General features: G+C 70.7%; 16 protein-coding genes. 10 read left to right on the plus strand and 6 right to left on the minus strand.

The features are described 5' to 3' along the window. Window position 1 precedes the first annotated feature (1 nt). Together ACFYVR_RS19855 and ACFYVR_RS19860 are read left to right on the plus strand one after the other, a co-directional pair. The gene (locus ACFYVR_RS19855) at window positions 2-2,044 is read left to right on the plus strand and encodes a thioredoxin domain-containing protein (RefSeq protein WP_387476291.1); all 2,043 of its coding nucleotides are present in this window, start codon (window positions 2-4) and stop codon (window positions 2,042-2,044) included. A gap of 113 nt (window positions 2,045-2,157) precedes the next feature. Continuing rightward, window positions 2,158-2,898, plus strand: a complete 741-nt coding sequence (locus ACFYVR_RS19860; protein WP_387476293.1) for an ESX secretion-associated protein EspG — start codon at window positions 2,158-2,160, stop codon at window positions 2,896-2,898. On the opposite strand, the gene ACFYVR_RS19865 is transcribed toward ACFYVR_RS19860, so the two are convergent. Then, a complete protein-coding gene (locus ACFYVR_RS19865) occupies window positions 2,865-3,530 on the minus strand; it encodes a hemolysin III family protein (protein WP_387476295.1) in 666 nt (221 codons plus the stop codon). The genes ACFYVR_RS19860 and ACFYVR_RS19865 overlap by 34 nt on opposite strands. A 130-nt stretch (window positions 3,531-3,660) precedes the next feature. Here ACFYVR_RS19865 and ACFYVR_RS19870 point away from each other — a divergent pair, with 130 nt between their 5' ends. Then, window positions 3,661-4,428: an isoprenyl transferase gene (locus ACFYVR_RS19870; protein WP_387476297.1), complete on the plus strand. Its 768-nt coding sequence runs from the start codon at window positions 3,661-3,663 to the stop codon at window positions 4,426-4,428. 69 nt (window positions 4,429-4,497) lie between these two features. On the opposite strand, the gene coaA is transcribed toward ACFYVR_RS19870, so the two are convergent. Beyond that, window positions 4,498-5,430, minus strand: a complete 933-nt coding sequence (gene coaA, locus ACFYVR_RS19875) for a type I pantothenate kinase (RefSeq protein ID WP_387476299.1) — start codon at window positions 5,428-5,430, stop codon at window positions 4,498-4,500. Window positions 5,431-5,521: 91 nt separating this feature from the next. Here coaA and ACFYVR_RS19880 point away from each other — a divergent pair, with 91 nt between their 5' ends. The 3 genes from ACFYVR_RS19880 to ACFYVR_RS19890 all read left to right on the plus strand — a co-directional run bounded on the left by ACFYVR_RS19880 (window position 5,522) and on the right by ACFYVR_RS19890 (window position 9,756). After that, window positions 5,522-6,724 carry a DUF885 domain-containing protein gene (locus ACFYVR_RS19880; RefSeq protein WP_387476301.1) on the plus strand — a complete coding sequence of 401 codons (1,203 nt, stop codon included), beginning with the start codon at window positions 5,522-5,524 and terminating at the stop codon, window positions 6,722-6,724. A gap of 100 nt (window positions 6,725-6,824) precedes the next feature. Further along, entirely contained in the window at window positions 6,825-8,138 is a 1,314-nt protein-coding gene (glyA, locus tag ACFYVR_RS19885; protein WP_387476303.1) for a serine hydroxymethyltransferase, read from the plus strand. Window positions 8,139-8,448: 310 nt separating this feature from the next. Then, complete coding sequence (locus ACFYVR_RS19890) at window positions 8,449-9,756, plus strand: PhoH family protein (RefSeq protein WP_387476305.1); 1,308 nt, start codon at window positions 8,449-8,451, stop codon at window positions 9,754-9,756. 60 nt (window positions 9,757-9,816) lie between these two features. On the opposite strand, the gene ACFYVR_RS19895 is transcribed toward ACFYVR_RS19890, so the two are convergent. Beyond that, window positions 9,817-10,266 carry a limonene-1,2-epoxide hydrolase family protein gene (locus ACFYVR_RS19895; protein WP_387476307.1) on the minus strand — a complete coding sequence of 150 codons (450 nt, stop codon included), beginning with the start codon at window positions 10,264-10,266 and terminating at the stop codon, window positions 9,817-9,819. Between the two features lie 114 nt (window positions 10,267-10,380). Between ACFYVR_RS19895 and ACFYVR_RS19900 the strand changes: the two genes are divergently transcribed. Continuing rightward, window positions 10,381-11,022, plus strand: coding sequence for a L,D-transpeptidase family protein (locus ACFYVR_RS19900; protein WP_387476309.1), 642 nt, complete (start codon window positions 10,381-10,383; stop codon window positions 11,020-11,022). Between the two features lies 1 nt (window position 11,023). Here ACFYVR_RS19900 and ACFYVR_RS19905 read toward each other — a convergent pair whose 3' ends face one another. Beyond that, window positions 11,024-12,664 carry a (2,3-dihydroxybenzoyl)adenylate synthase gene (locus tag ACFYVR_RS19905; RefSeq protein ID WP_387476311.1) on the minus strand — a complete coding sequence of 547 codons (1,641 nt, stop codon included), beginning with the start codon at window positions 12,662-12,664 and terminating at the stop codon, window positions 11,024-11,026. Window positions 12,665-12,725: 61 nt separating this feature from the next. On the opposite strand from ACFYVR_RS19905, the gene ACFYVR_RS19910 reads away from it, so the two are divergent. Continuing rightward, on the plus strand, window positions 12,726-13,505 hold the full coding sequence (locus tag ACFYVR_RS19910) for an SDR family oxidoreductase (RefSeq protein ID WP_387476313.1): 780 nt from the start codon (window positions 12,726-12,728) through the stop codon (window positions 13,503-13,505). Window positions 13,506-13,542: 37 nt separating this feature from the next. After that, on the plus strand, window positions 13,543-14,196 hold the full coding sequence (locus tag ACFYVR_RS19915; protein WP_387476315.1) for an isochorismatase family protein: 654 nt from the start codon (window positions 13,543-13,545) through the stop codon (window positions 14,194-14,196). Between the two features lie 25 nt (window positions 14,197-14,221). On the opposite strand, the gene ACFYVR_RS19920 is transcribed toward ACFYVR_RS19915, so the two are convergent. Continuing rightward, complete coding sequence (locus tag ACFYVR_RS19920; RefSeq protein ID WP_387476317.1) at window positions 14,222-15,367, minus strand: isochorismate synthase MenF; 1,146 nt, start codon at window positions 15,365-15,367, stop codon at window positions 14,222-14,224. An 84-nt stretch (window positions 15,368-15,451) separates the two neighbouring features. Here ACFYVR_RS19920 and panD point away from each other — a divergent pair, with 84 nt between their 5' ends. Then, window positions 15,452-15,859, plus strand: a complete 408-nt coding sequence (gene panD, locus ACFYVR_RS19925) for an aspartate 1-decarboxylase (RefSeq protein ID WP_387476319.1) — start codon at window positions 15,452-15,454, stop codon at window positions 15,857-15,859. 19 nt (window positions 15,860-15,878) lie between these two features. On the opposite strand, the gene ACFYVR_RS19930 is transcribed toward panD, so the two are convergent. Then, window positions 15,879-16,742: a siderophore-interacting protein gene (locus tag ACFYVR_RS19930; protein ID WP_387476321.1), complete on the minus strand. Its 864-nt coding sequence runs from the start codon at window positions 16,740-16,742 to the stop codon at window positions 15,879-15,881. Window positions 16,743-16,846: the final 104 nt, after the last annotated feature.

The raw sequence follows: 16,846 nt of genomic DNA on the forward strand, positions 1-16,846 counted from the left end.
CATGTCCACGCGGTCGCGCAACACTCTGGGCGAGGCCACGAGCCCGTACCTGCGTCAGCACGCCGACAATCCGGTGTACTGGCAGCAGTGGGGGTCCGAGGCGCTGGCCTGGGCCCGGGAACGGGACGTCCCGGTACTGCTGTCCATCGGCTACGCGGCATGTCACTGGTGCCACGTGATGGCGCACGAGTCCTTCGAGGACGAGGCGACCGCCGCGCTGATGAACGAACACTTCGTCTGCATCAAAGTGGACCGTGAGGAGCGGCCGGATCTCGACGCGATCTACATGAACGCGACGGTCGCGACGACGGGGCAGGGCGGGTGGCCGATGACGTGCTTCCTGACGCCCGACGCCGAACCGTTCTACTGCGGCACCTACTACCCGCCCGCCCCGCGCGGCGGCATGCCGTCCTTCACCCAGTTGCTCACCGCGATCACCGACACCTGGCGTTCCCGCCGCGACGAGGTGACGACGGCGTCGGCGGCGATCACCGCCGAACTGCGCGCGGCGGGTGGCGGCCTGCCCTCGGGGGTGGCGCCACTGGACGCCACGCTGCTCGACCGGGCGGTCGCCGCGGCCCGCGCCGACGAGGACGTCGAACGCGGCGGTTTCGGTCGCGCCCCGAAGTTTCCGCCGTCGGCACTGCTCGAGGGAATGCTGCGCAGTCACGAACGCACCGGCTCCGCGCTCGTCCTGGAATCGGTGGTGCGGACGGCGGAGGCGATGGCCCGCGGCGGCATCTACGACCAGCTCGCCGGGGGATTCGCCCGCTACTCGGTCGATGCCGAGTGGGTGGTCCCGCACTTCGAGAAGATGCTCTACGACAACACCCAGCTGCTGCGGTTCTACGCGCACCTCGGCCGGCGGACCGGCTCCGCGCTGGCACTGCGTGTCGCGGAGCAGACCGCCGACTTCCTGCTGCGTGAACTGCGCACCGAAACAGGCTGTTTCGCGTCCGCGCTCGACGCCGACACCGACGGGGTCGAGGGCCTGACGTACGCGTGGACCCCGGAACAACTGATCGACGCCCTCGGATTCGAGGACGGTGTGTGGGCGGCAGGCCTGCTCGGGGTCAGCTCGGCAGGCACCTTCGAGGCGGGGACGTCGGTGCTGCAGTTGCCCGCGGACCCCGACGACGACGCGCGCTGGGACACGGTGCGGCGCAGTCTTTTCGACGTGCGTTCCACCCGACCGCAACCCGCCCGCGACGACAAGGTGGTCACGGCCTGGAACGGTCTGGCCGTCACCGCACTGGCCGAGGCGGGCGCCGGTCTCGGCCGCGCCGACTGGGTGGAGGCGGCCGCGGCGTGCGCGCGTGAACTGCTCGCGTTGCACGTCGTCGACGGTCGCCTGCGTCGCGCCTCGCTCGGCGGCGTCGTCGGGGCGTCCGCGGCGGTCCTCGACGACCACGGAGCGCTCGCGACCGGACTGCTGACCCTGCACCAGGTGACCGGCGACATCGAATGGCTCACGCGCGCACAGGAGACGATCGACCTCGCTCTCGACCATTTCGCCGACCCGGACGAGCCGGGTTGCTGGTTCGACACCGCCGACGACGCCGAGACGTTGATCGCGCGGCCACGCGATCCGTTCGACGGGGCGACCCCGGCGGGGGCGTCGACGATGGCCGAGGCACTGCTGCTCGCGTCGGCGCTGTCGCAGCCCGACCGGGCCGCCCGCTACGCCGAGTCCGCGGCCGCGACTCTCGACCGTGGTGTTCCGTTGCTGCAGAAGGCCGCTCGCTCGGCGGGGCACTGGCTGGCCGTGGCGGAGGCCGCGATCCGCGGGTCGGTCCAGGTCGCCGTCGCCACCGACGGCGGGGACTCCGCGCTGGTCGACACGGCCCGCAGGCACGCGCCCGGTGGGGTCGTGGTGGTCGGCGGGAGGCCGGACTCGGCGCCCCTGCTCGCCGACCGTCCCCGCGTCGACGGGCACGACGCCGCCTACGTGTGCCGCGGATTCGTCTGTGACCGGCCGGTCACCACTGCCGACGAGTTGATCGAGGCACTGGGGCGTCGGCACCCGCCCGCGACGACGGCGTAGCCGGGAGATCCGGCGGAACCGATCGGGACCGGTGTGCGTCCGACTCGGGTATGGAACGTTTTCCCGATGGGAGCGGCGGCCGGCCGGCGCCGGGTACCTGGTGCCTCACGGCCGTGGAGTTCGACGTGCTGTGGCGGTTGCTCGGGCGGGATCGGTTGCCGTACCCGCTGGTGTACCGGGGCGACGCGGCAACGGAGGACGAACATCGCGCCGCGCGCCGTACCGCCGCCCGGCGGATCGCAACGCGTCTCGACGACGCGCTGCACGGGGCGCTGTCCGCGCTGTTCGTGCCCGCGGTGCGCGTCGAGGTGTTCGGCCTCCACGACGCGGGCGTGATCGCCCCGATCCGCCTGCACGCGGGGATCCGCGCCGGTGTCGGTGTGGCGGCCCGGCAACTGCCCGGAGCCGACCCCGACCGCGGAGGGGATGTGCGGATCACGGCCGGACCGGCATCCGGTCTCGCCGCGACGATCGTGGCGGCGCTGCCCGTCGTCGCCAGGGGCGCGGGGCGCGGGGTGGTGGTGCCGCGGCCGGGGGCCGGACCGGGGTCGTTGATGCGGCGGGCGGGGCGGCTCGATCCGGACGAGGCCTCTCGGGTGTTCTTCGGCCGGCCCCGCACCGCGGTCGGGGAGATCGGCGTTCTTCCCGGTCCCGCCGCGGACTGGCGGCCGTCGGAGGGCGGCGAAGTGGTGCACTGGATGGACTTCGCCGACGGTCGGTACCTCGTCCGCGGCGGCGACCGGGTCGTGGCGCAGCCGGTGTCGGGGGAGGAGTTCGCGGCCGAACTCCGCACGCTGATCGCGGCTGTCGGCGCGGCCCGTCAGGCGAACACGACGATCCACACCGCGACGTAGTGGCACAGCGCCGCGACGACGGTGCCCGCGTGGAAGAACTCGTGATGGCCGAACGTCGCGGGCCACGGGTCCGGCCACTTCGTGGCGTAGAGGACGGCCCCGACGCTGTACAGCACACCACCGACGGCGAGCAGGATCAGTGGAGGCCAGCCCACCTGCTGCACCAGGTCGCCGGCCACGGGAACGATCGCCCACCCCAACAGCAGGTACAGCGGCACGCCCACCCAGCGAGGCGCGCTGGGCCACAACATCTTCAACGCCACACCGGCCAGCGCCCCCGCCCACACGACGGCGAGCAGGGCGCGGCCGGTGGCCTCGGGCAGTGCCAGGAGCGCGAACGGTGTGTAACTCCCCGCGATGAACAGGAAGATCATCGAGTGGTCGGCACGCTTCATCCACGTGCGGGCCCGCGCGGTCGGCCAGTGCACCCGGTGGTAGGCGGCACTGACGCCGAACACGCCGCAGACCGTCGTCGCGTAGACCGCGGTCGCGAACGCCGCGGGAACGGACGCCGTCGTGGAGCAGGCGACCAGGGTCGCGCCGGCGAACACCGCCACCGCGAACGCCCACAGGTGGATCCATCCCCGCAGGCGGGGCCGGACCGGTAGGAGCGGATCGGCCAGGACGGTCATGCGGTGCTCCCCGGAGGTCGACGGAACGTAACCTACGCAACCGTAGGTTGCGGTGCTGCGGCCACTGTACCCGGCACCCGCCGCCGCCTCGGACACCCGGCGTAATGTGACGTCCCGTGGTGATGTCCAGGTGAAGGCCTCGAACCTGCTGTACAGCATCTACGAGCGACGCCTGGCCCGGCAGCTCGACGGGATGCAGCGACCCCGGCATGTCGCGGTCATGTGCGACGGCAATCGTCGCTGGGCGCGCGAGAACGGATTCACCGACGTCGCCCACGGGCACCGGATGGGTGCCCTCAAGATCGCCGAGCTGCTGCGCTGGTGTGACGAGACCGGCATCGAGATGGCCACCATCTACCTGCTCTCGACGGAGAACCTGCGCCGCGACCCCGAGGAACTCGACACCCTGATCGAGATCATCACCGACGTCGTCGAGGAGATCTCCGGGCCCGATCAGAACTGGTCCGTCAAGATCGTCGGCACGCTGGACCTGCTGCCCGAGGATTCCGCTCGCCGCCTGCGTGAGGCCGCCGACCGCACCGCGGGTCGGACCGGCACGCACGTCAACGTCGCCGTCGGGTACGGCGGGCGCCAGGAGATCACCGACGCGGTGCGGTCGCTGGTGCGGCAGAAACTGGCCGAGGGGCGCAGCGGCGCCGACCTGGTCGACGCGATCACGATCGAGGGCATCGACGGACACCTGTACACGTCCGGGCAACCGGACCCCGACCTGGTGATCCGCACGTCCGGCGAGCAGCGGCTCTCCGGATTCCTGCTCTGGCAGAGCGCCTATTCCGAGATCTGGTTCACCGAGGCCTACTGGCCCGAGTTCCGCCGCGTCGACTTCCTCCGTGCCCTGCGCGACTACGCCGCGCGGCACCGCCGGTTCGGCACGTAGGCGCGGACGCGCTCGTGCGCGGTGTGCGGGTCCAGGGGCCCCGAACGCGCGTACGAGCGGCGGAGCGCCTCACAGCTTTCGCAGTCGCAGCCGGTTGATGGAATGGTCGGCGTCCTTGCGCAGCACCAGGGTGGCGCGGGGACGCGTCGGCAGGATGTTCTCGACCAGGTTCGGTCGGTTGATCGAGTGCCAGATCTCCTCGGCGGCGATCGTCGCGTGCTCGTCCGACAGCTTCGAGTAGTGGTGGAAGTGGGCGTTGGGATCCGCGAACGCGGTCCGACGCAGCGCCAGGAAACGCTTGATGTACCAGGCTTCGATGTCCTCGATGCGGGCGTCGACGTAGATCGAGAAGTCGAACAGATCCGAGACCATCAGCCGGGGGCCGGTCTGGAGGACGTTGAGGCCCTCGATGATCAGGATGTCGGGCTGCCGGATGAGATGGTACTGACCCGGAACGACGTCGTACGACCGGTGCGAGTAGACCGGCGCTGCAACCTCTTCCGCGCCCGACTTGACCTCCGTGACGAAGCGGAGGAGTTTGCGGCGGTCGTAGCTTTCCGGAAATCCCTTGCGGTGCATGATGCCTCGCCGGGTCAGCTCCGCCGTCGGATACAGGAATCCGTCGGTGGTCACCAGATCCACCCGCGGGTGGTGATCCCAGCGTGCCAGCAGTGCCTGCAGGACTCGGGCGGTGGTCGACTTGCCGACCGCGACGGAGCCGGCGACACCGATCACGAACGGCACCTGGCGGTCCGGGTGCTTTTCGCCGAGGAAGGTCGCGGTCGCGGCGAACAGTCGCTGCCGGGCGGCGACCTGGAGGTGGATCAGTCGGGACAGGGGGAGGTACACCTCGGCGACCTCGTCGAGGTCGATCTGCTCGCCGAGTCCCCGCATGCCCTGGAGCTCTTCCTCCGTGAGCACGAGCGGAGTCGACTTGCGCAGTGTCCGCCACTGCTTCCGGTCGAATTCGACGTACGGGCTGCTTTCGCTCACCCTCGCCATGCGCGCGCCCCGGCCTCGATCTGCATAGGGGAATTGTGCGCGTCGGCACCCTCGGGCGATTCGCCGGGTCCGGGCACTAGGGTTGTCGGGTATGGACGCCGCCACCTTCGTACGCGAGTATCTGCTGCTCGGGCTCGGTTTCGACCGGATCGAGGACGGGTTCGTCGACGCCTTCACCGGTGACCCGGCGTTGCGTCGGCAGGTGGCGGACGCCCCGCCCCCCGAGCCCCGCGAACTGGCCCGCCGAGCCGCCGGGTTGCGCGCCGAACTGCCGAACGTGGAGTTCTCCGCCGACCGCGCCGAATTCCTCGACGTGCACCTGCGCGCCCTGGAGTGCTCCGCCCGCAAGTTCGCCGGTGAGGAAATCGGTTTCGTCGACGAGGTGCACGCCTACTTCGACGTGCGGATCGAGCCGGGATCGGTCGACGACTACCGCGCCGCGCACCGGGCGATGGACGAGGTGCTCGCAGGCGACGGATCGCAGCCGCTCGCCCAACGCCTGCACGCGCACCGGGCGGCCGACGAGATCCCGCCGGAACGTCTGGCCGAATGCGTCGAGGCGTTCTCGTCGGCGCTGCGGGACCTGGTGCGGGCACGGTATCCGCTCCCCGAGACCGAACGGGTCGAGTACGAGGTCGTGGGGGACAAGCCGTGGTCCGGGTTCAACTACTACCTCGGCGACTACCGGTCCAAGGTCGCGATCAACTCGGATCTCAAGCAGCACATGGCGAATCTGCCGCACCTGATCGCGCACGAGGCGTATCCCGGGCATCACACCGAACACTGCCGCAAGGAAGCCGGTCTGGTCGACTCCGGGCAGGTCGAGCACACCCTTTTCCTGGTCAACACCCCGCAGTGCCTGATGGCGGAGGGGCTCGCCGATCTGGCGCTCGGCGCGATCGTCGGTCCGGGCTGGGGGAAGTGGGCGCAGGAGATCTACGCCGACCTCGGGCTGCGGTTCGACGGGGAACGCGCGGAGGCGCTGTCGACGGCGTCGGCGCAACTGCTCGGGGTGCGGCAGGACGCGGCGCTGCTGCTCCACGACCGCGGTCGCTCGCACGACGAGGTCGCGCAGTTCCTGCAGACGTGGACGCTCGCGACGCCGGAACGCGCGCGGCAGTCGCTGCGGTTCCTGTCCTCGCCGCTGTGGCGGGCGTACACCTCGACGTACGTGGAGGGCTACCGCCTGCTGGGGTCGTGGCTGGACCGCGCGCAGGACGCCCAGGAACGGGCCGAGCTGTTCGGCAGGCTCCTGGACGAACCGCTCGTCCCGTCGACGCTACGGGTGGCCTGAGGTCCCGCTCGTGCAGCTGGGGACACCCGTGGCCGGGGGTCGGTGACCTGGCCCTAGAATAAGAGTGCCCCTGCCCGGCCTTCCGCTTGGAGATCCCTCGATGACCGCTGTGCCCAGCACCGACGTCAACAACGCTTCGCTCGCCGAACTCGACCCCGAGGTCGCCGCGGCAATGAACGGTGAGCTGGCCCGTCAGCGCGACACCCTGGAGATGATCGCGTCGGAGAACTTCGTGCCGCGCGCGGTGCTGCAGGCCCAGGGCAGCGTCCTGACCAACAAGTACGCCGAGGGGTACCCCGGTCGCCGCTACTACGGCGGCTGCGAGCACGTCGACGTCGTCGAGAACCTCGCGCGCGAGCGCGCCAAGGCCGTCTTCGGGGCCGAGTTCGCGAACGTGCAGCCGCACGCCGGCGCGCAGGCCAACGCCGCGGTGCTGATGGCGCTGATGAATCCTGGCGAGAAGCTCCTCGGCATGGACCTCGCCCACGGCGGTCACCTCACCCACGGGATGAAGCTGAACTTCTCCGGCAAGCTCTACCAGGTCGCGTCCTACGGCGTCCGCGAGGACACCCACGTCGTCGACATGGACCAGGTGCGTGAGATCGCCCTCGCGGAGCGTCCGCAGGTCCTCATCGCCGGCTGGTCCGCGTACCCCCGCCACCTCGACTTCGCGGCGTTCCGGTCCATCGCGGACGAGGTCGGTGCCAAGCTGTGGGTCGACATGGCGCACTTCGCCGGACTCGTCGCCGCCGGGCTGCACCCGTCGCCGGTCCCGCATGCCGACGTGGTCTCCACCACCGTCCACAAGACCCTCGGCGGGCCGCGCTCCGGCATGATCCTCGCCAAGCAGGAGTGGGCGAAGAAGCTGAACTCGGCGGTGTTCCCCGGCCAGCAGGGCGGACCGCTGATGCACGCGATCGCCGCGAAGGCCGTCGCGATGAAGATCGCGGGCACCGAGGAGTTCAAGAACCGCCAGGAGCGCACCCTCGCCGGCTCCCGGATCCTCGCCGAGCGTCTCACCGGCTCCGACGTTGCGGGCAACGGCATCACGGTGCTCACGGGCGGCACGGACGTGCACCTGGTGCTGGTCGACCTGCGCAACTCCGAGCTCGACGGCCAGCAGGGTGAGGATCTGCTGCACGAGATCGGAATCACCGTGAACCGCAACGCCGTTCCGTTCGACCCGCGTCCGCCGATGAACCCGTCCGGCCTGCGTATCGGCACCCCGGCGCTGGCCACCCGCGGTTTCGGCGAGGCCGAGTTCACCGAGGTCGCCGACATCATCGCCACCGCCCTCGCCGCGGGTGCGGACGCCGACGTGCCCGCGCTGCGTGCGCGGGTGTCCCGGCTGGCGCTGGACTTCCCGCTCTACGACGGCCTCGAGGACTGGGGCCTGCTGTCCAAGAACGTCTGATTCCCAGCGAGATCGGCCCGCACCTGGTAAAGGTGCGGGCCGTTCTGCGTATTCGGGGATGCAGCGTGACGGCAGTCATGGGTTAACGCAACGTTCACCGTGTTGATCGCGCGCTCGGGTGCGTCGCGGACGTAGCGTGCAGTCAACGGGTGACAGGGGACGTCGCCCGTCCGGGAGGTTTCGAGTCGTGACTGACGCAGCTCAGGGCGAGGGGACCGGCGCCCGGTCCCTGTGGGTCGCAGACCCATCCGGACCGACCGGCCCAGCGAACCGCCACTTGCGCGGGCGCCGCGACAGTGTAGGAGCCACCGTGACCGCAACTCGCTCCGTCCGCACCTACGTTCTCGACACCTCCGTCCTGCTCTCGGATCCGTGGGCTGTCACCCGGTTCGCCGAGCACGACGTGGTGCTTCCGCTGGTCGTGATCAGTGAACTCGAGGGCAAGCGCCACCACCACGAACTGGGATGGTTTGCGCGCGAGGCGCTTCGGATGCTCGACGACCTCAGACTCGAGCACGGACGGCTGGATCAACCGGTACCGATCGGCTCCGACAACGGAACCCTGCAGATCGAACTGAACCACACCGATCCGGCGGTCCTGCCCGTGGGATTCCGCACCGACTCGAACGATTCGCGGATCCTCGTGTGCGCGTTGAATCTCGCCGCCGAGGGCCGTGACGTGGTGCTCGTCAGCAAGGACACCCCGCTGCGGGTCAAGGCGGGCGCCGTGGGTCTGCCCGCCGACGAGTACCACGCCCAGGACGTCGTCACCTCCGGGTGGACGGGCATGGCCGAACTCGACGTCGCGTCCGAGCGCATCGACGAGTTGTTCGCCGACGGTGTGATCGATCTGGACGAGGCGCGGGAGATGCCGTGCCACACCGGTATCCGCCTGCTCGGTGGCCGGTCCAGTGCACTCGGCCGGGTCACCCCCGACAAGCGGGTGCAGCTGGTGCGGGGCGAGCGGGAGGCGTTCGGTCTGCACGGCCGGTCGGCGGAACAGCGCGTCGCGCTCGACCTGCTGCTGGACGAGAGCGTCGGCATCGTCTCCCTCGGCGGCAAGGCCGGTACCGGCAAGTCGGCGCTCGCGCTGACCGCCGGTCTCGAGGCGGTCCTCGAACGCCGCACCCACCGCAAGGTCGTGGTGTTCCGGCCGCTCTACGCGGTCGGTGGGCAGGAGCTCGGCTACCTGCCCGGCAGCGAGAGCGAGAAGATGGGGCCGTGGGCGCAGGCCGTCTTCGACACCCTCGACGGCCTCGCCAGCCCGGAGGTGATGGACGAGGTGATCAGCCGCGGGATGCTGGAAGTGTTGCCTCTCACGCATATTCGTGGCCGGTCGCTGCACGACTCGTTCGTCGTCGTCGACGAGGCGCAGTCGCTCGAACGCAACGTGCTGTTGACGGTGCTGTCCCGGCTGGGCAGCGGGTCGCGGGTGGTCCTCACCCACGACGTCGCGCAGCGCGACAACCTGCGGGTGGGCAGACACGACGGTGTCGCCGCGGTGATCGAGAAGCTCAAGGGGCACCCGCTTTTCGCGCACATCACCCTGACCCGCAGCGAGCGGTCGCCGATCGCCGCCCTGGTCACCGAGATGCTCGAGGAGTTCGGCCCGGCGTAGACGGCTCCGCCGCCTGTGCGTGAGTTCGGTAGTCCTGGCTACCGAACTCGTGCACAGGCGCTAGGCGCCCGACAGGTAGCCGGCGGAGCGGCCCCCGCGGCGCCCCAGGACGGCTCGTGCGATGCCGACCGCGGTGCCGCGGAGCAGGTTGCGAATGCTGAAGTAGTCGCGCCACACCGCGATCCGGCCGTCCCGGATCTCGAAGGTGCCGCACACCCAGAACTCGAGGCTCACCGCGCCGATCCGCAGGAGGTCGGTGCGTTCGGTCAGCACCACGTCGCCGTCGGCGGCGATGTTGTGCACGATCACGTCGAACCCGAACCGGGGCGAGTCCAGGGCGCGGATGGACCGTGCCACGCGGGCCTTGCCCCGCAGTGTCGGGAATCCCACGTTGGTCCACACGATGTCGTCGGTGAGCATCGCCACCGTCGCGTCGGCGTGTCCCCGCGCGAGCGAGGCGAGGAAGGACTCGACGATCGTGGCCGAGTCGGTGTCGGCGTGCGTGGTCATGCGGCAGATCCTGTCAGTCCCGGCGTCGCAGGTTCGCCGATTCGGGAAGTCTCGGATTCCTCCAGCGTTTGACGGGGACGCCGGAGCAGGTCAGGATGCAGTGTGCGAAATGTGATGTCAGTCATATTTTCGACCATGGTCGCGACGGTGCTCGCGCTGCTCTGCGTCCCGCACGCGGCCGCGCAGGGCCCCTGGTTCGCCGGCCGCGTCGGCGTCGCCACCCAGGTGGTCGCCGTCAACGGCACCGGCGGCTCGAACGCCACACTCGAGGCCTGGCAGCGGTCACCGGTCGGGTGGCACAGGGTCTCCCCGTCACTGCCGGCCCTGGTCGGTGAGGCCGGGTTCACGGACCGGGCCCGGGACGGGTTCCCGGCGACCCCGACCGGGGTGTTCAGCCTCGACGCCGCGTTCGGCACCGCGCCGAACCCGGGTGGCGGGTTGCCCTACAGCACGGTGGGCCCCGACGACTGGTGGGACGGGGACCCGGACAGCGCCACGTACAACACCCATCAGGTCTGCGCGCCGGGCACGTGCGCGTTCGACGAGGACTCCGCCGAGCAGCTGCAGATCCCGGCCTACACGTACGCGGTGGTGATGGGGGTCAACAAGGAACGGATCCCCGGTGACGGCGGCGCGTTCTTCCTCCACGTCGCCAACGGGGAGCCCACGCTGGGGTGTGTGGCGATCGACGAGACGTCCCTGGCCTGGCTGATCCGTTGGCTGCAGCCCGGAGCTGTGATCGCGATCGAGGCGTGACTCAGCGGACGGTGAGCAGCTGACGCAGGTCCTTGCGGCTCGTCTTCCCGACGCCGGTTTCGGGGAAGGCGTCGAGCACCTGCACCTTGTCGGGGATCTTCCATGCGGCCAGCCCGCGTTCGCGCACGAACGCCCGGATCTGCGCGGTGGTCGGTGGGTTCGCCTCGTCGGCGGCGAGCACGAACGCGCAGGTGCGTTCGCCGAGGTACTCGTCGGCGATCGCGACGACGACGGCGTCCCGGACCGCGGGGTGGGCGAGCAGGTGTTCCTCGACCTCCTCCGCCGAGACCTTCTCGCCGCCCCGGTTGATCCGGTCGACGGCGCGGCCGCAGACGACGATGTTGCCGCCCTCGTCGAAGCGGACGACGTCCCCGGTGCGGTACCAGCCGTCGGCGGTGAACGAGCGGGCATTGGCCTCCGGGTTCCGGTAGTAGCCGCGAATCGTGTACGGGCCCTGGGTCAGCAGTTGTCCCTCGGCACCGGCGGGGACGTCCTCGTCGTTGTCGTCGACGACGCGGATCCGATCGTGCTCGGACATCGGCCGGCCCTGGGTCGTCGTGATCACCCGGGCGGGGTCGTCGAGGCGGGTGTAGCAGACCAGCCCCTCGGCCATGCCGAAGACCTGCTGCAGTTGTGCGCCGAGCGCCGGTTCGATGCGGGCGGCGAGTTCGTCCGGGCATCGGGCGCCGCCGACGAGGACGGTGGTCAGCGAGGAGATGTCGTGGGGGTGGCCCCGTTCGGCGGTCTCCGTCCAGAGCCTGGCCAGCGGGGGCACCAGGCCGGTCATCGTGACACCCGTCCGCTCGATCATCGGGAAAGCGGTCGACGGGGCCGGGGCGAGCGTCAGCACGACGGTGCCGCCCGCGACGACGGCGCCGAGGATGCCCGGCGAACTCATCGGGAAGTTGTGTCCGGCGGGCAGGGTGGCGAGGTAGACGGTGTCCGCGGTGACACCGCAGATCTCGTTGCTGCGGACCACGCTGTAGAGGTAGTCGTCGTGGGTGCGGGGAATGAGTTTGGGGATGCCGGTGCTGCCGCCCGACAACTGCAGGAACGCGACGGCGGCCGGGTCGGACGGGGTGAAGTCGCGTGAGTCGCCGCGGACGGCGCTGAAGTCGACGGTGCCCTCCGGGGCGGGGGAGTCGGTGTCGGGGACACAGATCACGGTCCGCAGGCTCGGTGTGCTCGACGCGACCTCGACCGCGAGTGCGGCGTGGTCGAAGCCCTCGTGGTGGTGTGCGATCACGATCGCGACGGCTTCGGAGGCGGCCGCGAGCGCGGAGAGTTCGGCGCAGCGGTGTGCGGGCAGGCAGAACACCGGCAGTGCGCCGAGGCGGAACAGTGCGAAGACGGTCGCGACGTACTCGGCCCGGTTGGGTAGCTGGACCATCACCCGATCGCGGGGCCGGACGCCGAGGTCGGCGAGTCCGGCGGCCAGTTCGTCGACGCGGGTGTGGAGTTCGGTGTAGGTCCAGGTCGTGTCGGCGTCGACGACGGCGACGGCGTCGCCTCGGGTGGTCACGGTGTCCCGTAGTACGTCGTCGAAAGTCTTTCCGGCCCAGATGCCTTCGCTGCGGTAGTACTTCGCGTCCGCCGCGGGCCAGTGGGTGAACTCGACCGGGCTGCCGGACTCGTCGGACACTGCTGCACACCCCTTCCGGCCGTGCCCGGTCGCACGAACCAATCGTCCATAAGGATAGCCTATGCTCATGAACGTGGATGGAGTGACCGGGCGGACGGTCCTGGTGACCGGCGCGGCCGGAGGTATCGGCGGCGCGGTGGCGAGCCTGTTCGACCGGACCGGGGCCACCGTGGTCCGCTGGGATCTCGACGGCAGCGCGGCGGCCGACGTGCAGGCGGGCGAGGTGCTCGCCGTCGACGTCGCCGTCGCCGACGCCGTCTCCGCCGCATTCGACGCCACCGAAGCGGCGGTCGGACCGATCTCCATTCTGGTGCACGCCGCCGGTGTCCTGCGTACCGGCTCCGGAATGGACCGCGGCGACGACTGGGCGACGTGCATGGCGGTCAACGCGACCGGAACCCGCAACGTCGCGGGCGAAGCCGCCCGCCGCCTCGTGGCGGCCCGCGCCGCAGGCGCGGATCCCGGTGTGATCGTGGGTGTTTCGTCGAACGCGGCACCGACCCCGCGCACCTCGATGGCCGCCTACGGCGCCTCCAAGGCGGCGGCGACCGCCTACCTGCGCAGCCTCGGCCTCGAACTCGCGCCGCACGGCATCCGGTGCAACGTCATCTCGCCCGGGTCCACGGACACCCCGATGCTGCGCGGGATGTGGACCGGCGACGACGAGTCCGCGGACGTGATCGCGGGCGACGCGTCCGCGTTCCGCCTCGGCATCCCGCTCGGCCGGCTGGCGCAGCCGGAGGACATCGCGCAGACCGCGCTGTTCCTGTGCTCGGACGCCGCCCGCCACGTCACGCTGCACGACCTCCGGGTCGACGGCGGCGCGACGCTCGACATGTGACCCGGCACCACCTTTCGACAACGAACAGGAGACCCGCATGGCGATTCCGCCGATCGCTCCCTACGACCTGCCCCGCCGCGACGAGGTGGCCGCCGACCGGGTGGACTGGGTTCTCGACCCGTCGCGCTGCGCGCTGCTGATCCACGACATGCAGAAGTACTTCATCGACGCCTACCAGGCGGATCGCGAACCGATCTCCACGGTGGTCGCGAACATCTCCGCGATCCGGGATGCCTGCACGCAGGCCGGGATTCCCGTCGTCTACACGATGCAGCCGGGCGACCAGCATCCGTCCCGGCGTGGCATTCTCGCCGACTTCTGGGGCGACGGGATGACGTCGGGCCGCGACACCGAGGTGATCGACGAACTGACTCCGCGGCAGTCGGACATCGAGGTCACCAAGTGGCGGTACTCGGCGTTCCAGCGCACCGACCTGCGACAGCTGCTCGGTCACTTCGGCCGTGACCAGCTCATCGTCACCGGCGTCTACGCCCACATGGGCTGCATGATCAGCGCGACGGAGGCGTTCATGAGCGACGTCGCCCCGTTCATGGTGTCGGACGCCACCGCCGACTTCACGCGCGAGGAGCACCTGATGGCCCTGGACTACGTGGCCAAGCGGTCCGGTGTGGTCCCGACGACGGCCGACGTGGTCGCCGCGCTCGGCGCCGCGGAGGCCGTGGCGGTCTGAGCGGTCCGAACCGTCGCCCCGGCGGTCAGCGTCGGACGCCGAGTGCGGCCATGATGGTGCCGAACTTGGTTGTGGTCTCGGCGAGTTCGCTGGACGGGTCCGAGGCCGCGACGATGCCGCCGCCGGCGTGGGCGGTCACGGCGAGCCCGTCGGCGCTGATCTGCGCGCACCGGATGGTCACCATCCATTCCCCGTCGCCGCTCTCGTCGCACCAGCCGACGGCGCCGGCGTAGAAGCCGCGGCTGCCCTCGATCGCGAGGATGGTGCGCATCGCCTCCGCGGTCGGGGTGCCGCACACGGCGGGGGTGGGATGCACGGCGAGAGCCAGTTCGAGGGCGGTGACGGCCGGATCGCGCAGGGTCGCGTGGATCGGGGTGCCCAGGTGCCACAGCTGCGGGGTGCTGGTGAGGATCGGCCGGGCCGGGGCGTCGACGTCGGTGCACAGCGGGTCGAGTGCGGCGCGCAGCGATTCGATGACGTAGGCGTGCTCGGTGAGGTCCTTGGCCGAGTTCGCAAGTGTCCGTCCGAGTTCGCGGTCGGTGTCGGGGTCCGCGTCGCGGGGGGCCGAACCCGCGAGCGGATGACACGTGACCTCGTTGCCGCGCCGCCGGATCAGCACCTCGGGGCTGGACCCGACGAGCCGCACCCCGCGATGGGCCGCGCCGGCGGCACCGAGGTCGACCGAGAAGCCGTTGCCCGTCGGATCGGCCGCCACCAGGCGGTCGAGGATCACCCGATGGTCGAGCGGGGCGTCGGCGTCGAGTTCCACGGCCCTCGCGAGAACGACTTTCCGCAACGAGGATTCGCGCAGCAGGGTGACCGTGTCCGCCACGCGGCGGGCGTGGTCGGCGGGGTCCGGGAGACGACGCCGGATCGCGACGGCGGGCAGTGGCGCGGGGCGGCGGGACACCGGCAGGGGAGATGCGGTGACGTCGAGCCGGTGCGGCACGGTCAGTGCCGCGGGTTCGCGGACGTCGAACGGCAGGGCGCCGACGACGGCGCGGGCCCGGCCGCTGCGCAGCAGCGCGACGGCGGCGTCCGGATCGGTGGTGGTGTCCGCGACGCCGTGGCCGCTGACCGTTCCGTGGGGTCGCGACAGGACGAAATGCGGCTCGGCGGAGCCGATTTCGCCCTGGGATGTCGCCGGATCCGGGGCTGCGACGGTTGTCATCTCTCGCTGTTCCTCGCCGGGGCGGACGGGCCTGCCGTGCCGTCCCCTGTCGCACTTTACTTCGCTTAGGCTAACCTATTGAACGTGAACCGCATCATGCTCTCGGGAAAGATTCACCGGGCCACCGTCACCCAGGCGGACCTGCACTACGTGGGGTCCGTCACCATCGACGAGGACCTGATGGAGGCGGCCGACCTGCTCGAGGGAGAGCAGGTGCACATCGTCGACATCGACAACGGTGCCCGGCTCGAGACCTACGCCATCGCCGGCGCCCGCGGCACCGGGGTGATCGGTATCAACGGTGCTGCGGCGCATCTGATCTCGCCCGGTGACCTGGTCATCATCATGGCCTACCGGCACGTCGACGACCGTGAAGCCGCGCAGTTCGTGCCGCGGGTCGTCCACGTCGACGGCGACAACGCGATCGTCGAGCTCGGGACGGACCCGGCCGAGCCGGTGCCGGGGGCGCCGGACCAGCTGGCCACTCGCTGAGCAGGTCATCTCGCGCCGGCTAGCGCCGCCGCGTCTCGAGCGACTCGACGGCCTGGTCGCGGAGCGCGCGCACGCGGGCGAGTGCTCCGACGACCGGTGCACGCCAGTAGCCGGACGCGTCGAGCTGGTGCTTCGGGATGCCGAGTTCCTTTGCCACCGAGCGCAGTTCCCGCACGATCGCGGCCTCGCCCGCGACCCACATCCAGCCGTCGCCCGACCTGGGGGCCGCGGCGCGGACCGCGTCGGCGAGCAGCGTGGCGTCGCTGACGCCGGGGCGGCGATGGACCCAGGTGACACCGGGCAGCTCGGACTGCTCCTCGGCGGGTCCGTCGACCAGCACGACGGCGTGCAGGGCGGCGGAGTCCTCGTGCGTCTCGACGTAGCGGCCGACGGCGGGCAGCGCGGTCTCGTCGCCGGCCAGGAGCCACCATTCGGCGCCGACCGGCGGAATCGTGGACGCCTTCGGTCCGGCGAGGTGCAGGACGTCGCCCGGCTTCGCGTCGCGAGCCCAGTTCCCGGCGACACCGTGACCGTGGACCACGAAGTCGAGGTCGAGCTCACCGAGATCCGCGTCGAAGCGGCGCACGGTGTAGGCCCGGGCAACCGGTGCGGGCTTGCGCGGCCAGTGCAGGTGACCGTCGTGCTGCTCCGGCAGGACGGGTTCGGATTCGCCCTCCTCGGCCAGGAACACCTTGACGTAGTCGTCGGCGGCCTCGGTGCGGAAGGCCGTGACGTCGAGGTCGCCGGAGCGGAACGCCCGCAGTTGCTCACCGCCGACGGTGATCCGGCGCATTCGCGGCGTGACCTCCGTGGTCCGCAGGACGCGCAGTTCGCGCAACACGATCGGCAGGTCGAGCCGTCGGGACGGGCTGGTCACCGGCATGTTGCTGGTCCTTTCAGGGGGCTGATACCACTTTCTGAAGGGTAGGTTACCCTAACCATTTGGTCGTCCGTCCGTTCGGGCGAACGGTGGAGCCCGAGCGAGGA

It is taken from the genome of Rhodococcus sp. NPDC003318 (assembly GCF_042879035.1).
GTDB lineage: Bacteria > Actinomycetota > Actinomycetes > Mycobacteriales > Mycobacteriaceae > Rhodococcus_G.

Coding starts and splice junctions, on each gene's coding strand:
- ACFYVR_RS19915 (WP_387476315.1), top strand. CDS start 13,543: ATGGCGATTCCGCCGATCGCTCCCTACGACCTGCCCCGCCGCGACGAG.
- ACFYVR_RS19910 (WP_387476313.1), top strand. CDS start 12,726: ATGCTCATGAACGTGGATGGAGTGACCGGGCGGACGGTCCTGGTGACC.
- ACFYVR_RS19880 (WP_387476301.1), top strand. CDS start 5,522: ATGGACGCCGCCACCTTCGTACGCGAGTATCTGCTGCTCGGGCTCGGT.
- coaA (WP_387476299.1), bottom strand. CDS start 5,430: ATGGCGAGGGTGAGCGAAAGCAGCCCGTACGTCGAATTCGACCGGAAG.
- ACFYVR_RS19930 (WP_387476321.1), bottom strand. CDS start 16,742: ATGCCGGTGACCAGCCCGTCCCGACGGCTCGACCTGCCGATCGTGTTG.
- ACFYVR_RS19920 (WP_387476317.1), bottom strand. CDS start 15,367: ATGACAACCGTCGCAGCCCCGGATCCGGCGACATCCCAGGGCGAAATC.
- glyA (WP_387476303.1), top strand. CDS start 6,825: ATGACCGCTGTGCCCAGCACCGACGTCAACAACGCTTCGCTCGCCGAA.
- ACFYVR_RS19865 (WP_387476295.1), bottom strand. CDS start 3,530: ATGACCGTCCTGGCCGATCCGCTCCTACCGGTCCGGCCCCGCCTGCGG.
- ACFYVR_RS19900 (WP_387476309.1), top strand. CDS start 10,381: ATGTCAGTCATATTTTCGACCATGGTCGCGACGGTGCTCGCGCTGCTC.
- ACFYVR_RS19855 (WP_387476291.1), top strand. CDS start 2: ATGTCCACGCGGTCGCGCAACACTCTGGGCGAGGCCACGAGCCCGTAC.
- ACFYVR_RS19895 (WP_387476307.1), bottom strand. CDS start 10,266: ATGACCACGCACGCCGACACCGACTCGGCCACGATCGTCGAGTCCTTC.